General features: G+C 69.8%; 23 protein-coding genes. 12 read left to right on the top strand and 11 right to left on the bottom strand.

Translation table 11 applies throughout. The annotated features are described in order from the left end of the window. Entirely contained in the window at window positions 1–2,976 is a 2,976-nt protein-coding gene (locus EJO66_RS10730) for an L-glutamate gamma-semialdehyde dehydrogenase (protein WP_125965257.1), read from the bottom strand. An 88-nt stretch (window positions 2,977–3,064) separates the two neighbouring features. On the opposite strand from EJO66_RS10730, the gene EJO66_RS10735 reads away from it, so the two are divergent. Further along, window positions 3,065–3,538, top strand: a complete 474-nt coding sequence (locus EJO66_RS10735; RefSeq protein WP_124958855.1) for an Lrp/AsnC ligand binding domain-containing protein — start codon at window positions 3,065–3,067, stop codon at window positions 3,536–3,538. Here EJO66_RS10735 and EJO66_RS10740 read toward each other — a convergent pair. Further along, complete coding sequence (locus tag EJO66_RS10740; protein WP_124958856.1) at window positions 3,535–4,221, bottom strand: YggS family pyridoxal phosphate-dependent enzyme; 687 nt, start codon at window positions 4,219–4,221, stop codon at window positions 3,535–3,537. The two genes, EJO66_RS10735 and EJO66_RS10740, sit on opposite strands and share 4 nt — an antisense overlap. A gap of 51 nt (window positions 4,222–4,272) precedes the next feature. On the opposite strand from EJO66_RS10740, the gene EJO66_RS10745 reads away from it, so the two are divergent. The 3 genes from EJO66_RS10745 to EJO66_RS10755 all read left to right on the top strand — a co-directional run bounded on the left by EJO66_RS10745 (window position 4,273) and on the right by EJO66_RS10755 (window position 7,576). Next, window positions 4,273–5,316, top strand: a complete 1,044-nt coding sequence (locus EJO66_RS10745) for a type IV pilus twitching motility protein PilT (protein ID WP_021012685.1) — start codon at window positions 4,273–4,275, stop codon at window positions 5,314–5,316. Between the two features lie 171 nt (window positions 5,317–5,487). After that, window positions 5,488–6,624 (top strand): PilT/PilU family type 4a pilus ATPase, encoded by a 1,137-nt coding sequence (locus tag EJO66_RS10750; protein WP_124958857.1) that lies wholly within the window; start codon window positions 5,488–5,490, stop codon window positions 6,622–6,624. A gap of 43 nt (window positions 6,625–6,667) precedes the next feature. Then, window positions 6,668–7,576: an NAD(P)-dependent oxidoreductase gene (locus EJO66_RS10755; protein ID WP_124958858.1), complete on the top strand. Its 909-nt coding sequence runs from the start codon at window positions 6,668–6,670 to the stop codon at window positions 7,574–7,576. Window positions 7,577–7,615: 39 nt separating this feature from the next. On the opposite strand, the gene EJO66_RS10760 is transcribed toward EJO66_RS10755, so the two are convergent. The 3 genes from EJO66_RS10760 to EJO66_RS10770 form a co-directional block, all read right to left on the bottom strand. Then, complete coding sequence (locus EJO66_RS10760) at window positions 7,616–8,380, bottom strand: BON domain-containing protein (protein ID WP_125965258.1); 765 nt, start codon at window positions 8,378–8,380, stop codon at window positions 7,616–7,618. Next, the gene (locus EJO66_RS10765; RefSeq protein ID WP_124958860.1) at window positions 8,377–9,021 is read right to left on the bottom strand and encodes an SIS domain-containing protein; all 645 of its coding nucleotides are present in this window, start codon (window positions 9,019–9,021) and stop codon (window positions 8,377–8,379) included. Before EJO66_RS10765 ends, EJO66_RS10760 begins: the two co-directional genes overlap by 4 nt. A gap of 87 nt (window positions 9,022–9,108) precedes the next feature. Further along, window positions 9,109–9,480, bottom strand: a complete 372-nt coding sequence (locus EJO66_RS10770) for a YraN family protein (RefSeq protein ID WP_125965259.1) — start codon at window positions 9,478–9,480, stop codon at window positions 9,109–9,111. A gap of 45 nt (window positions 9,481–9,525) precedes the next feature. On the opposite strand from EJO66_RS10770, the gene rsmI reads away from it, so the two are divergent. Beyond that, complete coding sequence (gene rsmI / locus EJO66_RS10775; protein WP_124958862.1) at window positions 9,526–10,473, top strand: 16S rRNA (cytidine(1402)-2'-O)-methyltransferase; 948 nt, start codon at window positions 9,526–9,528, stop codon at window positions 10,471–10,473. Between the two features lie 15 nt (window positions 10,474–10,488). Here rsmI and EJO66_RS10780 read toward each other — a convergent pair whose 3' ends face one another. Beyond that, window positions 10,489–11,328 carry an IclR family transcriptional regulator gene (locus EJO66_RS10780; protein ID WP_125965260.1) on the bottom strand — a complete coding sequence of 280 codons (840 nt, stop codon included), beginning with the start codon at window positions 11,326–11,328 and terminating at the stop codon, window positions 10,489–10,491. A 99-nt stretch (window positions 11,329–11,427) separates the two neighbouring features. Here EJO66_RS10780 and EJO66_RS10785 point away from each other — a divergent pair, with 99 nt between their 5' ends. The 3 genes from EJO66_RS10785 to EJO66_RS10795 are packed head-to-tail and all read left to right on the top strand — an operon-like array spanning window position 11,428 to window position 14,772. After that, window positions 11,428–12,420, top strand: coding sequence for a tripartite tricarboxylate transporter substrate binding protein (locus tag EJO66_RS10785; RefSeq protein WP_125965261.1), 993 nt, complete (start codon window positions 11,428–11,430; stop codon window positions 12,418–12,420). A 37-nt stretch (window positions 12,421–12,457) separates the two neighbouring features. Beyond that, the gene (locus EJO66_RS10790) at window positions 12,458–13,993 is read left to right on the top strand and encodes a class I adenylate-forming enzyme family protein (RefSeq protein ID WP_125965262.1); all 1,536 of its coding nucleotides are present in this window, start codon (window positions 12,458–12,460) and stop codon (window positions 13,991–13,993) included. Then, window positions 13,990–14,772: a citryl-CoA lyase gene (locus EJO66_RS10795; RefSeq protein ID WP_125965263.1), complete on the top strand. Its 783-nt coding sequence runs from the start codon at window positions 13,990–13,992 to the stop codon at window positions 14,770–14,772. The genes EJO66_RS10790 and EJO66_RS10795 overlap by 4 nt, the downstream gene beginning before the upstream one ends. 3 nt (window positions 14,773–14,775) lie before the next feature. Here EJO66_RS10795 and EJO66_RS10800 read toward each other — a convergent pair whose 3' ends face one another. Further along, window positions 14,776–15,507, bottom strand: coding sequence for a glutathione S-transferase (locus tag EJO66_RS10800; protein WP_125965264.1), 732 nt, complete (start codon window positions 15,505–15,507; stop codon window positions 14,776–14,778). A gap of 54 nt (window positions 15,508–15,561) precedes the next feature. Next, on the bottom strand, window positions 15,562–16,194 hold the full coding sequence (locus EJO66_RS10805) for an FMN-dependent NADH-azoreductase (protein WP_125965265.1): 633 nt from the start codon (window positions 16,192–16,194) through the stop codon (window positions 15,562–15,564). Window positions 16,195–16,299: 105 nt separating this feature from the next. Between EJO66_RS10805 and EJO66_RS10810 the strand changes: the two genes are divergently transcribed. After that, on the top strand, window positions 16,300–17,187 hold the full coding sequence (locus EJO66_RS10810; RefSeq protein WP_125965266.1) for a LysR family transcriptional regulator: 888 nt from the start codon (window positions 16,300–16,302) through the stop codon (window positions 17,185–17,187). A 26-nt stretch (window positions 17,188–17,213) separates the two neighbouring features. Here EJO66_RS10810 and EJO66_RS10815 read toward each other — a convergent pair whose 3' ends face one another. Together EJO66_RS10815 and EJO66_RS10820 are read right to left on the bottom strand one after the other, a co-directional pair. Further along, window positions 17,214–18,215, bottom strand: a complete 1,002-nt coding sequence (locus EJO66_RS10815) for a Bug family tripartite tricarboxylate transporter substrate binding protein (RefSeq protein WP_124958870.1) — start codon at window positions 18,213–18,215, stop codon at window positions 17,214–17,216. A 25-nt stretch (window positions 18,216–18,240) separates the two neighbouring features. Then, window positions 18,241–19,410, bottom strand: coding sequence for a M20 family metallopeptidase (locus tag EJO66_RS10820; RefSeq protein WP_124958871.1), 1,170 nt, complete (start codon window positions 19,408–19,410; stop codon window positions 18,241–18,243). Window positions 19,411–19,512: 102 nt separating this feature from the next. On the opposite strand from EJO66_RS10820, the gene EJO66_RS10825 reads away from it, so the two are divergent. After that, window positions 19,513–20,451: a MurR/RpiR family transcriptional regulator gene (locus tag EJO66_RS10825; RefSeq protein ID WP_125965267.1), complete on the top strand. Its 939-nt coding sequence runs from the start codon at window positions 19,513–19,515 to the stop codon at window positions 20,449–20,451. 12 nt (window positions 20,452–20,463) lie between these two features. On the opposite strand, the gene EJO66_RS10830 is transcribed toward EJO66_RS10825, so the two are convergent. Next, window positions 20,464–21,426 carry a LysR family transcriptional regulator gene (locus EJO66_RS10830; RefSeq protein WP_124958873.1) on the bottom strand — a complete coding sequence of 321 codons (963 nt, stop codon included), beginning with the start codon at window positions 21,424–21,426 and terminating at the stop codon, window positions 20,464–20,466. A gap of 87 nt (window positions 21,427–21,513) precedes the next feature. On the opposite strand from EJO66_RS10830, the gene EJO66_RS10835 reads away from it, so the two are divergent. Continuing rightward, the gene (locus tag EJO66_RS10835) at window positions 21,514–22,443 is read left to right on the top strand and encodes a ketopantoate reductase family protein (RefSeq protein WP_125965268.1); all 930 of its coding nucleotides are present in this window, start codon (window positions 21,514–21,516) and stop codon (window positions 22,441–22,443) included. Continuing rightward, window positions 22,444–22,830: a VOC family protein gene (locus EJO66_RS10840; RefSeq protein WP_124958875.1), complete on the top strand. Its 387-nt coding sequence runs from the start codon at window positions 22,444–22,446 to the stop codon at window positions 22,828–22,830. It begins immediately after the preceding gene. Window positions 22,831–22,854 lie beyond the last annotated feature (24 nt).

Consider the following 22,854-nt stretch of genomic DNA (forward strand, 5'->3'; position numbering starts at 1 on the left):
TCAGGCCACCGCGCTCAGCAGCGCCGCATTGCCGCCGGCCGCCGTGGTGTTGACCGTGACCGTCTGCTCGGCACAGAAACGGTACAGGTAGTGCGGCCCGCCGGCCTTGGGCCCGGTGCCGCTCAGGCCCTCGCCGCCGAAGGGCTGCACGCCGACCACCGCGCCGATGATGTTGCGGTTCACGTAGATGTTGCCCACGTGCGCCCGCGCCGCGAGAGCCTGCGCACGCGAATCGATGCGGGTCTGGATGCCGAGCGTGAGGCCGTAGCCGAGCGCGTTGATGCGATCGATCACCTCCGCGGGGTCGCGCAGGTCGCCCTGGCCCCAGCGCGCGATCTGCAGCACCGGTCCGAAGATCTCGCTGGTCACGCTGTCGATGGAGGGCACCTCGTAGGCCTGCGGGGCGATCAGGTTGCCCTCGGTTGAAGAATAAGAAGCCGGCGCGAGCAGGCGCTTCGCTTCCGAATCCAGGCGCTCCAGATGGCGCCGGATGTTGCCGGCCGCCTCGCCATCGATGACCGGCCCCACGTCGGTCGCGAGCAGCGCCGGGTCGCCGGCGGCCAGCTCCCCGGCCGCGCCGCGGATCATCTCGATCACCGCATCGGCGATGCCGTCGTGCAGCACCAGCAGCCGCAGGGCCGAGCAGCGCTGGCCGGCCGAACGGAATGCGCTCTGCACCACGGCGTCGACCACCTGCTCGGGCAGCGCGCTCGAATCGACCAGCATCGCGTTGATGCCGCCGGTCTCGGCGATCAGCGGCACGATCGGGCCGTCCTTGGCAGCGAGCGCGCGGTGGATGATGCGCGCCACCTGGGTCGAGCCGGTGAACACCACGCCCGCCACGCCCGGCGCCGCCACCAGCGCGGCGCCCACCGTTTCGCCGGGGCCGTGCAGCAGCTGCAGCGCATCGGCCGGCACGCCCGCGGCGTGCAGCAGCTTCACGGCTTCGAGCGCGACGGCCGGGGTCTGCTCGGCCGGCTTGGCCAGCACCGTGTTGCCGGTGGCAAGCGCGGCCGCCACCTGGCCCGCGAAGATCGCGAGCGGAAAATTCCACGGGCTGATGCACACCCAGGGGCCGCGCGCCGTGAGCCGCAGTTCGTTGCTCTCGCCCGTGGGGCCGGGCAGCGCCACCGGCTGCATGATGCGCTCGGCCTCGTCGGCGTAGTAGCGCAGGAAATCGACGGCCTCGCGCACTTCGGCCACCGCGTCGCCCCAGGTCTTGAAGGCCTCCTTGACCAGCAGCGCGCAGAAGCGCGGCAGCTCGCGCTGGAGCGCGTCGGCGGCCTGGCGCAGCATGGCGGCGCGCGCCTCGACCGGCGTCTTGCGCCAGCTGCGGAAGGCGGCGGCGCTGGCGGCAACGGCCTTGGCCGCGCTTGCAGCATCGAACAGTTCGACAACGGGCACCGCGGTGGTCTCCAGCGCCGCGAGCAGCGGCGCGCGCATCGGCTCGACGGCAAGGTCGATGCCTTCGCTGTTGCGCCGCGCCGGCGCCGGGCCGAAGAGCGCGGGTGGCAGCGGCAAGGCGGGGTTCGCCTCCTCGAGCCAGAGCGGCGACATCAGCAGCTCGCCGATGTCCACGTCCTCGTCGCCGAGCTGGTTCACGAAGGACGAGTTGGCGCCGTTTTCGAGCAGGCGCCGCACGAGGTAGGCGAGCAGGTCCTTGTGCTGGCCCACCGGGGCGTACACGCGCACCGGCGCGGCGGTGCTCTTCATCACTTCGCGGTAGACGCCCTCGCCCATGCCGTGCAGTCGCTGCAGCTCGAAGGGCGCCTGGGCCGCCTCGGCCATCTGCAGGATGGCGGCGATGGTGCCCGCGTTGTGGGTGGCGAACTGCGGATAGACCGCATCGGGCGCCGACAGCAGCGCACGCGCGCAGGCCAGGTAGCTGACATCGCTGTGGTGCTTGTGCGTGAAGACCGGGTAGTGCGGCAGGCCGAGTTCCTGGGCCCGCTTGATCTCGGCGTCCCAGTAGGCGCCCTTCACGAGGCGGCACATCAGCCGCAGCTTGTGCCGGCGCGCCACCGCCGTGACGTGCGCCACCAGTTCGAGTGCGCGCGTCTGGTAGGCCTGCAGCGCCAGGCCGAAGCCGCGCCATTGCGGCCGTTCGGCGGCCACGCGCGCGGCCAGCGCCTCGAACACGTCGAGCGAAAGCTCGAGCCGGTCGACCTCTTCCGCATCGATGGTGAGGTTGAGGCCGGCATCGGCCGCGAGTTCGCACAGCTGCCACACGCGCGGCACCAGCTCGCGCATCACGCGCTCGCGCTGCGCATCCTCGTAGCGTGGATGCAGTGCGCTGAGCTTGATGGAGATGCCGTCGTTGTGCTCGGGCCCGCGCGCCGCATCGGCACCGGCCGCGATGGCGCCGATGGCCTGCGTGTAGCTGGCCAGGTAGCGCAGCGCATCGGCGTCGGTGCGCGCGCCCTCGCCGAGCATGTCGTAGCTGAAGCGCAGCGCGCCCTGCCGGCGGTGCGCCGAGCGGGCCTCGTCCATGGCTTCGGCGATGGTCTGGCCCAGCACGAACTGGCGCCCCAGCAGCTGCACCGCGCGCAGCGTGGCGGCCACCACCGTGCGCGCGCCGAGCTTGGCCATGAGGCCGGGCGGATGGTCGCCTTCGGGCAGGAATTTCTTCGACATCGCGATGGCGGCGGACGACAGCCGCGACAGCGTGGAATCGGCCGTGCCCTCGAAATCGGCCCGGCCCAGCTGGTCGGCCGTCAGCGCGATGGCCGTGGCGGCATCGGGCACGCGAAGCAGCGCCTCGGCCAGGCGCATCAGCGCAAGGCCCTCGGCGCTGGAGATCGGGTACTCGCGCAGCAGGCTTTCCATGGCCCAGAACGGCGGCGGATGGCGGCGCACCGCCTCCACCCAGGGCGTGGCGGCGGCGGCCGCGGCGCGCCAGTCGAGCGCGCCTTCGAGCGAGGCGAGCCGGTGCGAGACGACATCGGCTTCAGGGCGGTAAGGGATGGGCAGGTGCATGGCAGTTCCTTGGTTCCATCCCCTATGGTCTTTGGATATAGGCCGAATCTTTTGCCAAAAAATATGGGGCCAGCCGGATAATTCACCAATGCTCGACCTGGATCTGGATCGCATCGATCTCCGGCTGCTGAAGATTCTTCAGGAAGACGGCCGCATCACCAACCTCAAGCTGGCCGAAACGGTGGCGCTCTCGCCCACCGCCGTGCTGGCCCGGGTGCAGCGGCTCACGCGCGACGGTTTCATCCAGGGCTACGAGGCGCGGCTCGATCCGCACAAGCTCGGCCGCGGGCTCACGGTGTTCGTCGAAATACTGCTCGACCGCACCACGCCCAACGTGTTCGAGCAGTTCAAGGCGGCCGTGCAGGTGCGCGACGAGATCATGGAATGCCACATGGTCGCGGGCGGCTTCGACTACCTGCTCAAGACCCGCATGGCCGACATGGCGGCCTACCGCGAATTCGCGGGCACGGTGCTGTGGCAACTGCCGGGCGTGCGGGAGACGCGGACCTACGCGGTGATGGAAGAAATCAAGAGCAGCGCGCGGCTCCCGCTGGGCAGCTAGCGGCGGCCGAAGATCGCGGTGCCGACGCGCACCATCGTGCTGCCGGCGCTGACGGCCGCCTCGAGGTCGGCGCTCATGCCCAGCGAGAGCGTGTCGAGCGCGATGCCGGCGGCGCGGATGGCGTCGTACACGGCGCGGGCGCGCAGGCACAGTTCGCGCTGCGCAGCGAAATCGGGCGCCGGTTCGGGAATGGCCATGAGCCCGCGCAGCCGCAGATGTGGCAAAGCCGCCACAGCGCGCGCGAGCGGCAGCGCCTCTTCGGGCGGCACGCCGGACTTGTTGGCGCCGCCGTCCACGTTGACCTGCAGGCACACCTGCAGCGGCGGCAGATGCGCCGGCCGCTGCGCCGAAAGACGCTCGGCGATCTTGATCCGGTCGATGCCGTGCACCCAGTCGAAATGCTCGGCCACGGGCCGCGTCTTGTTGCTCTGCAGAGGGCCGATGCAGTGCCATTCGAGTTCCGCGCGCAGGTCTGAAAGCGCGGCGATCTTGTCCAGCCCCTCCTGCACGTAGTTCTCGCCGAAGGCCCGCTGGCCCGCCGCATGGGCCTCGCGCACGGCCTCGGGCCCGAAGGTCTTGGACACCGCCAGCAGCCGGACCTCGGCCGGGTTGCGCCCATGTTCGGCGCAGGCCTTTGCGATCCGGCTCTTTACTTGCTGGAGGTCGTCGCCAATCATCGTCATAATCTTCCAAAATCGTATCAAAACGTCACCGAACTCGAGCCGAGGACCCCCGTGGACATTACCCAGCTGCTGGCATTCAGCGTCAAGAACAAAGCCTCCGACCTGCATCTGTCGGCCGGCCTGCCGCCGATGATCCGCGTCCACGGCGACGTGCGGCGCATCAACGTCGATGCGCTCGACCACAAGTCGGTGCACGCCATGGTGTACGACATCATGAGCGACACGCACCGCAAGCACTATGAAGAGTTCCTGGAGGTCGACTTCTCGTTCGAGATCGACGGCCTCGCGCGCTTCCGCGTGAATGCCTTCAACCAGGCGCGCGGCGCGGCGGCGGTGTTCCGGACCATTCCTTCGAAGATCCTCACGCTGGAGCAGCTCAACGCGCCCAAGATTTTCGCGGAACTGGCGCTCAAGCCGCGCGGGCTGGTGCTGGTGACCGGGCCCACCGGCTCGGGCAAGTCCACCACCCTGGCCGCGATGGTCAACTACCTGAACGAAAACGAGTACGGCCACATCCTCACGGTGGAAGACCCGATCGAGTTCGTGCACGAATCCAAGAAGTGCCTGATCAACCAGCGCGAGGTCGGGCCGATGACGCTGTCGTTCTCCAACGCGCTGCGCTCGGCGCTGCGCGAAGACCCGGACGCCATCCTGGTGGGCGAGCTGCGCGACCTGGAAACCATTCGCCTGGCCATGACCGCGGCCGAAACGGGCCACCTGGTGTTCGGCACGCTGCACACCTCGTCGGCCGCCAAGACCATCGACCGGATCATCGACGTGTTCCCGGGCGAGGAAAAGGAAATGATCCGCGCCATGCTGTCGGAGTCGCTGCAGGCCGTGATCTCGCAGACGCTGTGCAAGACCAAGGACGGCCAGGGCCGCGTGGCGGCGCACGAGATCATGCTGGGCACGCCGGCCATCCGCAACCTGATCCGCGAAGCCAAGGTGGCGCAGATGTATTCGGCCATCCAGACCGGCCAGGGCTCGGGCATGCAGACGCTGGACCAGAACCTGACCGACCTCGTGCGCCGCAATGCCATCTCGGCGGCCGAGGCGCGCGGCAAGGCCAAGATCCCCGAGAATTTCCCCGGCTGAATGCGGCTCGCCCCCAGTCTGCGCGCACTTCGTGCCGCTACGCCAACCCCCTACCGGGGGCAACACCTGCGGCCCGGCAAAGCCGGTTCCGCGGTGTTCCCCGAAAAGGAATACCCTTTTGAACGCCGCGTTCGTCGAACGATGACGGCACACTGAATCAGGAGTCGCAACATGGAACGCGATCAAGCCAGCCAGTTCATCAACGACCTGCTCAAGCTCATGGTGAGCCGCAACGGCAGCGACTTGTTCATCACCGCCGACTTCCCGCCCGCGATCAAGGTCGACGGCAAGGTCACCAAGGTGTCGCAGCAGGCACTGGGGGCGCAGCACACGCTGGCGCTCACGCGCTCGGTCATGAACGACCGCCAGACGGCGGAGTTCGAGCGCACCAAGGAATGCAACTTCGCGATCTCGCCCACCGGCATCGGCCGCTTCCGCGTGAACGCATTCGTGCAACAGGGCAAGGTCGGCATGGTGCTGCGGACGATCCCGGCCAAGCTGCCGACCATCGACGGCCTGGGCATGCCGCAGGTGCTGAAGGACGTGTCGATGACCAAGCGCGGCCTCACCATCCTGGTGGGCGCCACGGGCTCGGGCAAGTCGACCACGCTGGCGGCGATGATCGACTGGCGCAACGAAAACTCCTACGGCCACATCGTGACGGTGGAAGACCCGGTCGAATTCGTGCATCCGCACAAGAACTGCGTGGTCACGCAGCGCGAAGTGGGCATCGACACCGACAGCTGGGAAGCCGCGCTCAAGAACACGCTGCGCCAGGCGCCCGACGTGATCCTGATGGGCGAAATCCGCGACCGCGAGACCATGGAGCACGCGGTGGCCTTTGCCGAAACCGGCCACCTGTGCATGGCCACGCTGCACGCCAACAGCGCCAACCAGGCGCTGGACCGGATCATCAACTTCTTCCCCGAAGAGCGCCGCGCCCAGCTGCTGATGGACCTGTCGCTGAACCTGCGCTCGCTGATCTCGCAGCGCCTGGTCCCCACCGAGGACGGCCAGGGCCGCGTGGCGGCGGTGGAAGTGCTGCTGAACACGCCGCTCATTTCCGACCTGATCTTCAAGGGCGAGGTGGGCGAGATCAAGGAGATCATGAAGAAGAGCCGCAACCTGGGCATGCAGACCTTCGACCAGGCGCTGTTCGACCTGTTCGAGAGCCACTCGATCACCTTCGAGGACGCCATCCGCAACGCCGATTCGGCCAATGACCTGCGCCTGCAGATCAAGCTCAACAGCCAGCGCGCGCGCAGCACCGACCTCTCCGCCGGCACCGAGCATTTCGCGATTGTGTAGACGCGGGTGACGCGGGCGCCGCGTTGGCTTTAAGCTCTCGCCCATGAGCAGCATCAATCCCCGAACCTACGAATCCACCCCCTCCCAGACGGTGGCCTTCCTGGGCCTTGGCGTCATGGGCGGCCCGATGGCCGGGCACCTGGCCAAGGCCGGCCACAAGGTCACGGTCTACAACCGCACGCCGGCCAAGGCCGAGGCCTGGGTCGCCGAATTCGGCGCGCCCGGCCGCCATGCCGCCACCCCGCGCGAAGCGGCCGCGGGCGCCGACATCGTCTTCAGCTGCGTGGGCAACGACGACGACCTGCGCGCGGTGGTGCTGGGCCCGAACGGCGCCTTCGCCGGCATGAAGAAAGGCAGCGTGCTGGTCGACCACACCACCGCTTCGGCCGACGTGGCGCGCGAGCTGTCGAATGCGGCGGCATCGGCCGGACTGCAGTTCATCGACGCGCCGGTGTCCGGCGGCCAGGCCGGCGCGCAGAACGGCGCACTCACCGTGATGTGCGGCGGCGACAAGGCAAGCTTCGAGCGCGTCAAGCCGGTGATGGACGCCTTCGCGCGCGCCGTCACGCTGCTGGGCGCGAGCGGCGCCGGACAGCTGGCAAAAATGGTGAACCAGATCGCCATCGCGGGCCTGGTGCAGGGCCTGTCCGAAGCCATTGCCTTCGGCCAGCGCGCCGGCCTCGACATGAAGCTGGTGCTCGAGGTGATCGGCAAGGGCGCCGCCCAGAGCTGGCAGATGGACAACCGCGGCAAGACCATGATCGACGGCAAGTTCGACTACGGCTTTGCCGTCGACTGGATGCGCAAGGACCTGGGCCTGGTGCTCGACGAGGCCAAGCGCAACGGCGCGCGCCTGCCCGTGACGGCGCTGGTCGACCAGTTCTATGCCGACGTGCAGCAAGCCGGCGGCCGGCGCTGGGACACGTCGAGCCTGATCATCCGGCTCAAGTAAAAACAAAAAAGCCCGCGCGAAGCGGGCTTTTTTTAGGGGTCAGCGCACCGGCGTGGCCGTCGCGCCGCCGGGCTGGGCCGGCGGCAGCGGCTCCATCGGCGGCAGCGGCACGCGCGACGACGATGAAGAAGTCCCGGGCGCCGACGACGGCGCAGGCGCCGGGGCAGGCGCCCCCGTGCCGCCGCGCTGCGCCTGGCTGGCCAGCTCGGCCTCGCTCACCACCTCGACCACGCGCACCACCTTCTGCACGCCCGAGATGCCGCGCGTGATTTCCGTCGCGCGGTCGGTTTCGCGGCGCGTCGCAATGCCCATCAGGTAGACCACGCCGCGTTCGGTCACCACCTTGAACGAATTGGCGAAGATGTCCTTGGCATCGAGCAGCGAGGCCTTGACCTTGCCGCTGATGAACAGGTCGTTCGAGCGTTCCTGGAAGGTGCTGGGCTGGCCGATGGTGAGCTCGTTGACCACCGAGCGCACGTTGTCCACGCGCTGCACCACGTCCTCGACGCGGCGGCGGTCGGCCTCGCTGCCCACGGCGCCGGTCAGCAGCACCTGGCGGTTGTAGCTGGTGACGCTCACGTACATGTTGTCGTTGGCGATTTCGCGCACGCGGGCGGCCGCGCGCAGCTCGATGCCCTGGTCGTCGAGCTGGGCGCCGGAACTGCGGCGATCGGTCGCCACCATGCCCACGCCCACCGCCGCGGCCCCTCCGACCACGAGCGGCACGCAGGCCGAAAGCCCGGCAACCAGAACGGTTCCCGAGGCAAGTGCAATGGCGAAGCGCTGGAACGGTGTCGTTGTCATGTGGAAGCTTCCTGTTCTCCGAGTAGCTGGGCATCCACGCCGTCGCACAGGCAATGCAGTGCGAGCAGGTGGACTTCGTGGATACGTGCCGCGCGTTCGTGCGACACGCCGATCTGGACGTCCGTTTCGCGCAGCGCGCGCCCGATGGCGCCGCCGGTTCCGCTGCTGCCCGCGCCGGGCGATGCCGGCTGGCCGGCGCTGGCATTGCCCAGCAGTGCCACCACCGTCATGTCGCGCTCGTGCGCCGCCAGCACCGCGGCCAGCACGGCCGCCGACTGCCCGCTGGCGCTGAGCACCAGCAGCACGTCGCCGGCCTGGCCCAGCGCGCGCACCTGGCGGGCGAAGCGGTCGGCGTCGATGGCGTTGGCGCTGTCGGCCGCCGGGTCGGTGGTGTCGCCGGGCAGCGCGATGGCGCCCAGCTCGGGGCGCTCGCGCTCGAAGCGGCCGACGAACTGCGCCGCGAACTGCGCCGCCAGCAGGCCCGAGACGCCCGCACCGCAGGCCAGCACCTTGCCGCCGCTGGTCACGCACGCCAGGATGGCCTGCATGGCCTGCGAAATGGGTTTGCTGAGGATGGGGCCGGCCTGGTACTTGAGGTCGGCGCTGTCGATGAAGTGTTGCTGAATCCGTTGCTCGAGCATGGGGCGCGATGATACCGGGGGGCGGTGAAACAAGACGTTTGCGATGGATGGGAGGATGAATGTGTGGGTGGAGCCCGCGGCGCGCTTTCAGTTCCCGCCCGCGTCGAACGCGCCCTGCAGCCAGGTGATGCGCTCCTCGACCAGCACCACGTCGAAACGGCACGGCGGCAGCGTTCGCAGCCCGTTCAGGTAGTGGCGCGCCGCGAACACGATGCGCCGCTGCTTGAGCCCCGTGATGCTGCCGCCGGCGCCGCCGTGCGTGCCGCTGCTGCGCTGGCGCACCTCCACGAACACCAGCGTGGCGTCGCGCGGATCGCGCATGATCAGGTCGATCTCGCCGCCGCCGCGCCCGGGCGTTCGATAATTGCGCGCTACCAGCGCCAGGCCGGCGCATTGAAGGTGGTCGAGCGCGGCGTCTTCCGCCGCATCGCCGCGATGCCTGGTCGTGATGGTCTTCATGCTGGCTCCCTGCCCGCTTCTTTTTTGTTCCTACGGAGAAACCCCTTGGCTTCACTAGCACCCGCTTCCTTCGGCGCCGCCCTTTCGGCCGCGCGCGATGCCTCGGGTGCACAGCATTATCCGCAGGGCACGCTCTACGTGGTGGCCACGCCCATCGGCAACCTGGCCGACATCACGCTGCGCGCGCTGCACGTGCTGCAGCTGGTCGATGCCGTCGCCTGCGAGGACACGCGCCACACGCAGAGCCTGCTGCGCGCCTACGGCATCGACCGGCCGAATGCCCAGCTTTTGGCCGTGCACCAGCACAACGAGGCCGAGGCCGCGCAGGCCGTGGTCGCCCGGCTCGCGCAGGGCGAGCGCATCGCCTACGTGAGCGACGCCGGCACGCCCGGCGTGAGCGACCCGGGCGCCCGGCTGGTCGCCGCCGTGCGCGGCGCCGGGCAGCGCGTGCTGCCGCTGCCGGGCGCGAGCAGCGTCACCACGCTGGTCGGCGCCGCCGGCCTCGTGGCGGCGGGCGACGAGAGCAGCGCCTTCGTGTTCGCGGGCTTCCTGCCGACCAAGGCCGGCGAGCGCGACGCGGCCGTGCTGGCGCTCGCGCAGGAACGGCGCGCGGTGGTGCTGCTGGAAGCGCCGCACCGCATCGAGGCCGTGGCGCGCGCCCTCGCAACACTGGGCGAGCGCCGCATCACCGTCGGCCGCGAGCTCACCAAGCAGTTCGAGGAAATCGCGACCGTCGCCGCCGCAGAGCTGCCGGGCTGGTTCGCAGCCGGCCGCGACCGCACGCGCGGCGAATTCGCGCTGGTGCTGCACCCCGTGGCCGCGGCCGCCGACGACGGCGCCGAAGGCGAACGCGTGCTGCGCCTGCTGCTGGCCGAACTGCCCGTGAAGACCGCGGTGCGGCTCGCGGCCGAGATCAGCGGTGCGCCGCGCAATGCGTTGTATGAGGCGGCGCTGCGCATTCGCAATGACGACGGAGACGAGAGCGGCGCGTAGCCGCACCTTGCAGGCTCACAGCCCGCCCGGCAACAGCGCGGCCAGCGCCTCGCGCATCCAGCGCGCGATCAACTGCTGGCGCTCGCGCGGCATGCGGTCCAGCGTCGACGCCACGCTGATCGCGGCCACGGGCTCGCCTTCGCTGCTGCGCACCGCCATGCCCACCGCCAGCACCCCGTCGGTGGCATGGTTGCCGATGACCGACCAGCCGCGCTCGCGGGTCGCGCGCACCAGCAGCGCCATGCGCTCGGGCGTCATGCCGCCGTAGCGACCGAGCACAAGCGCATTGGCCGCGATGGCGGCATTGACCTCGTCGTCGGGCAGCGCCGACAGCAGCGCCAGGCCCGCCGCGCCCACGCCGAGCGGCTGGCGCGTGCCCACCTGGATCACCAGGATCTGCACCGGATGCGTGCCCACATGGCGCGCGATGCAGTGCGATGCCGGGCCTTCGCGCACGATGGCGAAAGCCGCGTCGCCGCAGGCCGCGCTCACGCGCTCCAGCACCGGACGCAAGCGCACCGCCATGTTGGGCATGCCGGCGGGTTGTGCCATGGCCGCCAGCCGCGGCCCCGCCACATAGCGAAAACGCCCGCGCTGCGCGGCATAGCCGCTTTCCACCAGCGTGGCCAGCAGGCGGTGCACCGTGGCGCGCTCCAGCCCGGCCGCGCGGCACAGATCCACCACGCGCAGGCCTTCGCGGCCGCTGGCCAGCACCGCGTCCAGCAGCTGCAGGCCGCGCCGCAGCGTGCGGCTGCCGGGGTCGTCGACGGGCTCGGTGCCGGGTGCGCGCACGGCCACGGCGCGGGCCGAAACGTCCGGCTGGCGGACATTCTTATTCACGGTTCGGGAGGGCATGCGAAAGAATTTCCTGGTCGACGGAGCCATCGCGCAGTGTGCCGCAGCACGGCAGGACGCAGCCCGCGACAGGCATTGCATACCAACTGGAGACAAGAAGTGAGCTCGTATTCCGCACCCCGCCGGCATTGGCTGGCGTTCGCCGCCGCCCTCGCCTGCAGCGCCGCGCTGCCGCTGCAGGCGCAGCCCGCCGCCCCCTGGCCGTCCAAGCCCGTGAAGCTCGTGGTCGGCTACGCCGCCGGCGGCGCCACCGACGTGATCGCGCGCCTCGTCGCCGTCAAGCTGGGCGAGCAGCTCGGCCAGCCCCTGCTGGTGGACAACCGCACCGGCGCCAACAGCAACGTGGGCGCCGAGTACGTGGCCCGCGCGCCCGCCGACGGCTACACGCTCTACGTCTACACCATCGCGAACACGATCAACGCCTCGCTCTACGGCAAGCTGGGCTACGACCCGGTCAAGGACTTCGAGCCCATCGGCCTGATCGCGAAGATTCCCAACATCCTGGTGGTGAACCCCTCGCTGCCCGTGAAGAGCGTGGCCGACTACGTGCGCTTCGCCAAGGAGTCGAAGGAGGGCATCACCTTCGCGTCGTCCGGCAGCGGCTCGTCCATCCACCTGTCGGGCGAGATGTTCAAGATGCGGGCCGGCCTCAACATGCTGCACGTGCCCTACCGCGGCAGCGCGCCCGCGGTCACCGACCTGCTGGGCGGCCAGGTGCAGTCGATGTTCGACAACACGCCGTCGGCCCTGCCGCACGTGCAGGGCGGGCGCCTGCGCGCGCTCGCGATCACCAGCGCCCGGCGTTCGCTGCTGCTGCCCGACGTGCCCACGCTGGCCGAGTCGGGCTATCCGGGCTTCGACGTGCAGTCGTGGTTCGGCCTGGCGGCCCCCACCGGCACGCCGCGCCCCGTGATCGACCGCCTGAACGCCGCGCTCGGCAAGGTGCTGGCCGCGCCCGACGTGCGCCAGCGCCTGCAGGACCTGGCCGCATCGCCCGAACCCGGCACACCCGAGCAGATGCGCAGCTTTGCCGCGGCCGAGATCAGGCGCTGGCGCGACGTGGTGAAGGCGTCCGGCGCCAAGGCCGAGTGACGACGACAGGAAAGCCCGCACAGGAGCACACCGACCCATGTTTCCCATCGACTTCTTCTGGCGCGCCGCGGCGCGCTGGCCCGACAACATCGCCATCGACGCGCCCGAGGGCACCCTCCGCTACCAGGCGCTGGCCGCGCAGGTAGCGGCGCTGGCGGCCGCACTGGTCGCGATCGACCCCGCGCCGCAAAGCCGCGTGGCCATCTGCGCGAAGAACAGCGCGGAGCACATTGCCGCGCTGCTCGCGGTGCTGGCCTGCGGCAAGGTCTGGGTGCCGCTGAATCCGCAGAGCACGCGGCCCGAGATCCGCCGCATCGTCGATGCCACCGAACCCTCGATCCTCGTGCTCGACGGCGCCTGCGCCGAGCTGCTCGACGGTGCGCCCGGCGCGCGCATCCATACCGGCATGGCGCCGCAGCACGAAGCCACCATCGCGGCGCTGGCGGCCCGGCACGCGGGCGCGCCGCGTCCTTCATTCGCGCTGCCGCTGGACGCCACGCAGGCGATCAAGTTCACCGGCGGCACCACCGGCGCGCCCAAGGGCGTGATGCAGCCGTACCGCGCGTGGCTCGCGAACATTGCCAACCAGATCCACGCCTGGGGCTTCGACGAACACGAGCGCTATGTCGTGGCGGCGCCGATCACGCACGGCACCTCGACCTACGTGCTGCCCATCCTCGCGCAGGGCGGCTGCCACGTGGTGCTGCCCGCGGCCGGCGCCGAGGCCGTGCGCGCGGCCTTCCGCGAGCGCGGCGGCACGACGTGCTTCATGCCGCCCACGCTGGTCTACATGCTGATGGCGCTGCCGGGCGCGTCGCGCGCCGACTTTCCTCGCCTGCGCCGGCTGATCTACGGCGGCGCGCCGATGCCCGCCGAAAAGATCCGCGAGGTGCGCGCGTTCTTCGGCCCGGTGCTGGGCACCACCTACGGCCAGACCGAGGCGCCCCAGATCCTCACCGTGATGCGTCCCGAGGACTTCGAAGACGAGCGCAACTGGGCCGCCGTGGGCCGCACCGCCTGGTTCAGCGACGTGGCCATCATGGCGCCGGACGGACGGCTGCTGCCTGTGGGCGAAGTGGGCGAAGTGGTGGCGCGCGGCGACCTGCTGATGAGCGGCTACTGGCGCCTGCCCGAAAAGACCGCCGAGACGCTGGTGGACGGCTGGCTGCACACCGGCGACCGCGGCCTGATCGACGAACGCGGCTACCTCTACCTGAAGGACCGCCTGAAGGACATGGTCATCACGGGCGGCTTCAACGTCTACCCGGTGGACGTGGAAAACGCGCTGGGCCAGCACCCCGCCGTGCACGAATGTGCCGTGTTCGGCATTCCCGACGACAAGTGGGGCGAGGCGGTGCAGGCCGCCGTGCAGCTGCGCCCTGGCCGCCACGCCACCGAGGCCGAGCTGATCGCCTTCGTGCGCGAGCGCCTGGGCCCGGTGCAGACGCCCAAGCACATCCATTTCCACGAGGCCCTGCCGCGCTCACCCGTGGGCAAGGTGCTCAAGAGCGCCGTGCGCGAACTCGCCATGGCACCCGCCGCCACTTCCCGAATGAAAGAGACCACGCGATGACTTCCACTTCCGCGAAACCCGTCACCCGCCTGTGCACCCACACGCTCACCAGCCTGCACTACCGCGAGGCCGACCTGGTCGAAGACCTGCTCGGCAAGAAGACCTTCACCGAGGTGATGCTGATGCAGATCCTCGACCGCACGCCGCGCGGCGTGGACCTGCGCATCACCGACGCGGTGCTGGTGGTGCTGATGGAGCATGGCCTCACGCCCAGCGCCATTGCCACGCGCCTGATCTACATGAGCGCGCCCGAGAACCTGCAGGGCGCCGTCTCGGCCGGGCTGTTGGCCGTGGGCAGTTCGTTCGTGGGCACCATGGAGAACTGCGCCGGACTGCTCGACCGCATCGGCGCCGCCGCCGACCCGGATGCCGAGGCGATGGCCATCGCGCGCCACTACAAGGGTCTCAAGAGCCCGGTGCCCGGCTTCGGCCACCACCTGCACAAGCCGGTGGACCCGCGCGCCTACAAGCTGCTCGACATGGCGCGCGCCGAGCCCGAACTGGCCGGCCACAAGGTGCGGGCGCTGGAGCGCCTGTCCGCCGCGGTGGACGCCGTGGCCGGGCGCCCCATCACCATCAACGCGACCGGCGCGGTGGCCGCGCTGCTCGGCGAGATCGGCGTGCCCACCGGCGTGATGCGCGGCTTTGCCGTGATCTCGCGCGCCGCGGGGCTGGTGGCACACATCGTCGAGGAGCAGCAGAGTCCCTCGGGCCGTTTCATCTGGGACACCGTCGAGCACGCGATTCCGTTCGTCGGCGCGAGCGGCAAGTCCGCGTGACCCTCAGCCATCCAGCTCCGCATAGCGCCTGAAGATCCCGTCCTCGTTGAACGCGATGCGGCGCGGGCTTTGCAGGTAGTCGTGCACGCGCTGGCGGCGCCGGACGTTGTCGTGCAGCTTCTCGACCGCGGGCGTGGCGGCCAGCGCCCGGGCGGCGGACTTCGGGAAGGCGTAGCGCAGGCCTTCGACCAGCTGGAACAGCGAGAGGTCGGCATAGGTCAGCACATCGCCGACGAGGTGCGACGGCCCCGCGGGATTGCGCTGCAGCACGCGCTCGAACCAGTTCAGGTACTTGGGAATCCGCTCTTCGCGGAAGGCCCGCGCGCGCTGCACAGCCGCATCGCGCTGGTCTTCGTAGTAGGCGCCGGTGGAGATCGGATGGTGCGTGTCGTGCGCCTCGGCCACCACGTCGGCGATGGTGAGCTGCAGCTGGTGCGTCCAGAGGCCGTCGGATTCGCCGACGCCCGCCAGGCCCAGCCGCGGCCCGAGGTACAGCAGGATGGCCGCGGTCTGTCCCACGACGATGTCGCCGTCGATCAGGAACGGCGGCGCGAAGGACGGGCGGACGATGTCCGGGTCGTCGAGCCGGTCGGCCAATGCGGACTCCCCGCCGCCCTTCGATTCAGGCAGCCGCGCCACGTCGACATAGTCCGCACCGGCCGCCTCGAGCGCGAGCCGCACGAATTCCCCGCGCCCCTGGATGGTGGGCCAGTAGTGGAGTTGATAGGTGGTCATGCAGCCATGGTGTCAGGCTCCGCATGCCCCTGCAACCGCCCCGCTCATAGGCCCTCAGAGCCCCTCGGCAAGCTCCATGGCCCGGCGCCTGGCCTCGGCCCTGGCGCCGGCATCGACCTCCGGCCCCGTCAGCGTCTTCTCGACCACCACGGAGCGCACCTCGCGCACGCCGACGAAGCGCAGCCAGGTCTCGATGTAGGGCAGCTGGAAGTCGAGCGCGTGCGCGGAGCCGTCCTTGCCCAAGGGGTAGTCCAGGCCCCTCGCGCACACCACCGTCGCGCGCCGCGTCTGCAGCATGCCCGACAGGCCCGAGGCGTCGAAGCGGAACAGCACGTCCTTGTGCGACACCAAGTCGATCAGGTGCTTCAGCTTGTAGGGAATGCCGAAGTTCCACAGCGGCATCGCCAGCACGATGTGGTCCGCGGCGTGGAAAGGCGCGGCAATGCGCCGGACCTCGTCCCAGGCCACTTGCTGGGCATCGGTCAGCGGCACGCCGTTGATGCCGGCGTACTTGGCGTCGAGCATGTCCTGCGACAGCTCCGGCAGCTGCATCGTCCAGGGGTTCAGCGTGGTGACATGGCAGGCCGGGTGGATGCGCCTCACTTCGTCGATGAAGGCGCCGGCCACTTCGATGCTGGCGGAACGCGTCTTCCTGGGCGAGGTCTCGATGTAAAGCAGTTCTTTCATGGCGCGCAGAGGGTGAGTGGTTCGGAACGCCGAGGCTAGGCAGCACGGACCCTGCACACAAGCAACATAATTTGCAGCCATTCAGAACGAATTTCACTGAAACCCATGCTCGACTCCCAACAGCTGCGCGCCTTCGTTTCGGTGGCCGACCATGGCAGCGTGACGCGCGCGGCCGATGCCATGCACCTGACGCAATCGGCCGTGAGCGCGCAGATCCGGCGGCTCGAAGAGCAGCTGGGCTGCCGCGTCTTCGACCGCACCACCCGCTCGCTGCAGCTCACGGCCCAGGGCAGCGTGCTGCTGAGCTATGCGAGGAGCATCCTCGAGCTGCAGCAGCAGGCGGTCTCGCGGCTTGCGGCGCCGCGCCATGCGCCGGCCACGCTGCGCCTCGGATGCTCGGAGGGGTTTCCCAGCGAATGGCTGTTCGCCGCGCTCGCGGGCTTTCGCCAGCGCAGGCCCGATGTGCATGTGGAAATCAGCTGCGGCATCAGCACGGTGCTGGCCAAGCAGGTGCGGCAGCGCTCGCTCGACCTGATGGTGGGCACGGTCTGCGACGCCGGCAGCGACACCGAAACGCTCTGGATGGAGCCGCTGGTGTGGACCTTTTCGGCAAAGGCGCTGCTCGACCCCGATGCGCCCGCCCCGCTCGCGTTCCTGTCGGAGCCCTGCCCGTTCCGCGAAGCCGCGCTCGCCTCGCTGGCCGGGCACGGCACGACGAACTGGCAGGTCGTGCTGACCGCGCAGGGCTCGGGCGCACTGGTGGCCGCGGCGGCCGCCGGCCTGGCGATCACCGTGCTGACGCCTTCGGGCATGCCGCCCCTGCTGCGCTCCATTCCGCCGGGCAGCTTCCTGCCGCCGCTGCCGCCTGCGCGCTTCGTGATCCAGCGCGCCGAAGGGAGCAGCGCGCCGGAGCCGCTGGCGGCGCTGGTCGACGAGGTGCGCGAGGCCTGCTTCAGGTGGCGCGGGGCGCATGCGGGAGCGCTCGACGCGTAGCGCCGCGCCCCCGGCTCGCTTGCTGGCTACTCGGCCGTGATCCCCGCCTTGCGCACCACCTCGCCAAACTTGACGAGGCGCTCGGACATCATCTTCTCGAAGGCGGCGGGCGTCATTTCCTCGGGCGCGATCACGCCGCGCTCCTTGAGGCTGGCCTGCATGGCCGGCGACGTGGCCACCTGGCGCACGGCCTTGTACAGCGTCTGCACGATGGCGTCCGGCGTGCCGCCCGGGGCGGCCAGGCCCGTCCACGAGCTGAGGTTGAGCTGCGGGTAGCCCACTTCGGCCATGGTGGGCACGTCGGGCAATTGCGGCAGGCGCTGGTCGGCCGCCACGGCGAGCGCGCGCACCCTGCCGGCCTGCACGTGCGGCAGCATGATCACCAGGTTGTCGAGGATGAACTGCACCTCGTTGGCCAGCACCGCCGTGATCAGCGGCGTGCCACCACGGTAGGGAATGTGCGTGGTGAACACGCCCGTGGCAGCCTTGAGCATCTCCACGTTGAGCTGGCCCATGCTGCCCACGCCACCGCTGCCGTAGTTGAGCTTGCCGGGGTTCTTCTTCGCGTAGTCGATGAACTCCTTGAAGCTCTTGATGGGCAGGCTCGAATGCACCACCAGCGCATTGGGCTGGCGGCCCAGGATGGCGATGTTCTCGAAATCCTTGATGGGGTCGTAGCCCACCTTGGGCTGCGTGAGCGGGTTGGCCAGGTGGCTGCTCTGCGACGACACCACCAGCGTGTAGCCGTCGGGCTTGGCGCGCGCCACCATCTGCGACGCCACCGAGCCGCCCGCGCCGGCGCGGTTCTCCACCACGATGGGCACGCCCAGCACGCTCGACAGCGGCTCCGAATACTGGCGCGCCATGATGTCCACCGACCCGCCCGGAGGGAACGGCACCACGAGCGTGATGGGGCGCGAGGGGAACTTGTCGTCGGCGGCGTGCGCCGCCAGCGGAGCCAGGCCCGCAAGGCCAAGCCCCAGGCCGGCGTTGAGGATGTGGCGGCGAGTGGGTTGTGTGGGGTGCATGGAATCTGCTCTCGAAGGCAAAAAATCAGGGGTGGTCGAAGATGGCCAGCGCCACGGCCTGGGCGCGCGGCACGAAGGTGGCGAGCTCGCAGTACTCGCGCTCGGTGTGCGCGTGCCCGCCCACGGGGCCGGTGCCGCACAGCGTCGGTGCGCCCACCGAGGCGGTCAGGCCGCTGTCGGCCGCGCCGCCCGTGAACTCTCCCTGCACCTCGAAGCCCAGTGCCTTGGCGCCGCGCTGGTAAAGCGCCAGCAGTTCGTCGGGCGTGGGCTTCATGGGCATGGTGCGGCGCGCTTCGGTGACGCGGCCCCTGGTGCGCGGCACGGACTCTTCCTCGACGATGGCGCGCACCTTCGCGAGCAGCTCGTCCGGATCGGTGTCCGAGGTGAAGCGCATGTCCAGCTCGGCCTTGGCGTGCGGCGCCACCATGTTGGGCACGATGCCGCCGTGCACCACGCCCACGTTGGCGGTGACGCCCGTGGCCGGGTCGGTCAGGGCATGCAGCGCGAGCGTCTTGCGGGCCAGCGCCTCGATCGCGCTGGCGCCGGCCGCGTGGTTGATGCCCGCATGGGCGGCGACGCCCTCGACCTCGAACTCCACCACCATCGAGCCCTTGCGGCTGGTGACGAGGTTGCCGCTGACGCGGCCCGGTTCGGCGTTGAGCACCGCCCGCGCGCCGCGCGCCTTGGCCATGATGCGGTCGCGCGTGGCGGCCGAGCCGATCTCTTCGTCGCACGAGAAGAACAGCTGCAGCGGCGCCTTCAGCCCGCCGCAGCGCGCAAAAGCCTCGGCCACGAACACGTTCATCACCAGGCCCGACTTCATGTCGGCCACGCCGGGACCGTAGGCGCGCCCGTCTTCCACGCGGAAAGGCCGGCGCGCCGCGGTGCCCGCCGGGTACACGGTGTCCATGTGTCCCATGAGCAGGATCGGCGCGCCCTCGGCGGGCCCGGGCACCTGCGCGTGCAGCAGCACGCCATAGCCCGGCACGGGCTCGAACTGCACCGCCACGCCGGCCGCTTCCAGGCGCTCGCGCAGTGCCGTGGCCACGGCGGTCACGCCCGCTTCGTTGCGGCTGCCGCTGTCGATGTCGACCACTTTCTGCAACAGCTCTTGCATGGCCTGCGCCTGGCCGGCCAGCCAGTCCAGGATGCGCGTTCGCAGCTGCGAGCGGCTCTCTTCAAGGGTATCCTGCATCTTCGTCCTTCGATGAACCCCGCGGCGCCGGGGTGAAATTTGGGCCGCAGTGTTGCATGCGTTGCCGATGTTTGCAATACTTTTTTCATAAAAGAGGCATCAATGAAATCATCATTGCAAGAATCCGCGGGCTTGCTCACCGAGCGCCTGGCCCGCCAGGGCGGCGAGCTCACGGCCAGCGAACGCGCCCTGGCCGAGGCCCTGGGGCGCGACTATCCGCACGCATTGCTCGAATCCGCCACCGCCCTGGCCGCGCACAACGGCACCAGCGCCTCCACCGTGGTGCGGCTGTTCGCCAAGCTGGGCTACGCGAGCTATGCCGAGGCGCAGCGCGAAGCGCGCGCGGAAGTCACCGCGCTGCTGCAGACCGCCGGGCAGCGCGCCCCCGTGACCATCGGCACCCGGCGCAGCCTGCAGCAGTGCGTGGACGACGCCCTGCTGCACGACCAGCACAACATCACCGCCACGCGCGACGGCCTGGACATGGCGGCGTTCGAGGCCATGGCCACGCGCATTGCCAAGGGCAAGGGGCGCCTCTTCGTGCTGGCGCAGATCAACAGCGCGCCCGTGGCGGCCTGGCTGGCCCTGCACCTCAACATGTGCCGCCCCGGCGTGCACGAGCTGGGCGCGGGCGCGGTGACCGCCACCGACCAGCTGCTGTGGATCCAGCCCGAAGACGCCCTGCTGGCCTTCAGCATCCGCCGCTATTCCAGCGGGCCGGTGAATGTGGCGCGGCGCTTTCGCGAAGCGGGCGCGCAGGTGCTGGCCATCACCGACAGCGCCACCGCGCCGCTGGCCGCGCTGGCGCACCACCGGGTGCAGGTGCGCACGTCCAACGCATCGCCGTTCGATTCCTACACGGCGGCGTTCTTTGTCTGCAACGCGCTGGTGTCGGCCGTGGCGCAGTTGCGGCACGAGGCGGTGCCGCAGGTGCTGGCGCGGCGCGACCAGCTGTGGAAGGACGTGGAGGCGTCGCAGCTCATCGTGGATGAGGCGCCTGGGCGTTCAGGGCCCGCGCGGCGCAAGGCGGGCAAGGGGTAGGCGGGCAGGGAGTCAGGGCACGCGGTTGCGCTTCGGCGCCGGCCTGGCAGCCCTCTTCGCAAACAAGTCCTCGCACAATCCCCGAAGCCAGCGGTTGGCCGGGTCCTGGTGGTAGCGCGCATGCCAGTGCTGCTTGACGGTGAAGGGCGGGACCGGCACCGGGCATTCGAACACCTTGAGCTCGCCGGTGCGCGCCAGCGTCTCGCCGATGTGGCGCGGTACCGTGGCAACCAGGTCCGTCGTCGACACGATGGCGGCCAGGCCCAGGAAGCCCGGAAGCTCCAGCAGGATGCGGCGCACCACGCGTTGCCGCAGCAAGGCCGCCTCCAGCAGCTGGACACCCGTGCCGCCAACGATGCCGACGTGCGCCTCCGCCTTGTAGTCGCGCAGGCTGAAGCCCTTGCCGCCGATGCGCGGGTGGCGTGCGTTGACCAGGCACACCCAATCCTGCGGATAAAGCACCTGCTGATAGAAGCCCGACTCCAGCCAGGGCACCAATCCGATGGCCAGGTCCGCCTGCCCGGATTGCAGCGCCTGCGCGCTTTGCTCGTCGATGCGTGCCGCTTCCAGCCGCACACCCGGCGCCACGGCGCGCACGTGCGCCAGCAACCGGGGCAGCAGCGTGATGTGGCTGGCGTCCGTCATGCAGATGCGAAAACGGCGCGTGGCACTGGATGGGTCGAAGGCCTGCGCGGGCGCGGCCAGACGCCGCAGCGAAGCCAGCGCTTCGCGCGCCGGCACGATCAGTTCCTCCGCGCGCGGCGTGGCCTGCATGCCGGCGGCCGTGCGCACGAACAGCTCATCCCCCAGCTGCCTGCGCAGGCGCCCGAGCCAGTTGCTCACCGTCGGCTGGCTCTGGCCGAGCTGCTCGGCGGCGCGGGTCACGCTGTTCGTGCTGTAGAGCAAGTCGAAGAGCCGCAGCAGCTTGACGCTGAGCAGCGCCGTGCCGTCATCGGTGTCGTCGTCGAGGTTCATTTCAAAACGGAATGTAGATCATTTCAACCATGTCATGGACGGAATGAGGGTCGAAACCTATCGTTCAGGCATCCAACGGAGACACGCATGAAGATCTACTTTCTTGGCGCCGGCGCACTGGGGTGCGCCATTGGCGGAACACTCGCGGCAGCAGGGTCCGACGTCACGCTGATCGACCCTTTCGAGGCGCACGTCGACGCCATCAATCGCGATGGCCTTCGCATGAAGGACGCAGACACGGAGCGCGCCGTCAGGGTTCGCGCGACGCTGGACAGCAGCGGCCTCGAACCCGCCGACCTGGTGATCGTGCTGGTCAAGTCCTTCCATACGCGTTCGGCCATCGAAGGCGCCAAGGGCATCGTCGGACCCGGCACGGCCGTGATGTCGCTGCAGAACGGCATGGGCCACGAAGAGATCCTGTCCGAGGTGGTGGGCCGCGGGCATGTGCTGGCCGGCAAGACCTATGTCGGCGGCGTGCTGCTCGGCCCCGGCCGCATCATTGCCGGCACGCGAGGCAAGCGCACGGTGATCGGCGAGCTCGACGGCGCCATCAGCGAACGCGCCAACGCGATCGCCGCCGAGTTCGAGCGCGCCGGCCTGCCCTGCGAGGTCAGCGGCAACATCATGGGCGTGATGTGGGACAAGCTCCTCATCAACGTCTCCACGGGCGCGTTGAGCGCCATCACGGGGCAGGTCTACGGCAGCCTCTATGCGGTGCCGGAGATCGAAGCCACGGCCATCGCGGCAGTCGCCGAGGCCATGGCGGTGGCCAAGGCCGGCGGCGTGACCCTGTCGATCAGGCAACCGCGCGACGCCTGGGTGATGGCCGCCGAAGGCCTGCCGTACGAATTCAAGACCTCGATGCTGCAGAGCCTGGAGAAGGGGTCGATCACCGAGATCGACTTCATCAACGGCTCGGTGGTGCGCAACGGCCACAAGTACAACGTGCCGACGCCGGTCAACCAGACGCTGGTCGCCGCCATCAAGGGCATCGAGCGGCGCATGGAGGCGAAATAGATGAGCACCGCACCCAAAGCCTATGTCGAGCATGTCGCGATCTGGGTGAAGGACATCCACTGGCACATCAAGTTCTTCCACGACGTGTGCGGCATGACCATGCGCGAAGTGCAGGGCACGGTGGAGGAGCCGATCCAGTACTGGACGCTGGGCGGCATGCAGTTCATGGCCAAGCCCGACTACGCAGGCCCCGAGGGCCGCCTCGGCCACCTGGGCGTGATGTGCGAAGACCTCGAAGCCGCGCTCGCCGCGGCGCGCGCCTTCGGCGTCACCGAAATGCCGCAGGGCCGCAACTGGCTGCGCCTGCCCGACGGCCTCGCCGTCGAATTCATCCAGGCCAGTGCCGGCGCGGTCGCGCAGGCCCTGGCCGTCAATCCCCGCGCCTGAACAACCCATTCCACCGAGACACAC

The sequence above is a fragment of the Variovorax beijingensis genome, from assembly GCF_003951285.1.
Classification (GTDB): domain Bacteria; phylum Pseudomonadota; class Gammaproteobacteria; order Burkholderiales; family Burkholderiaceae_C; genus Variovorax; species Variovorax beijingensis.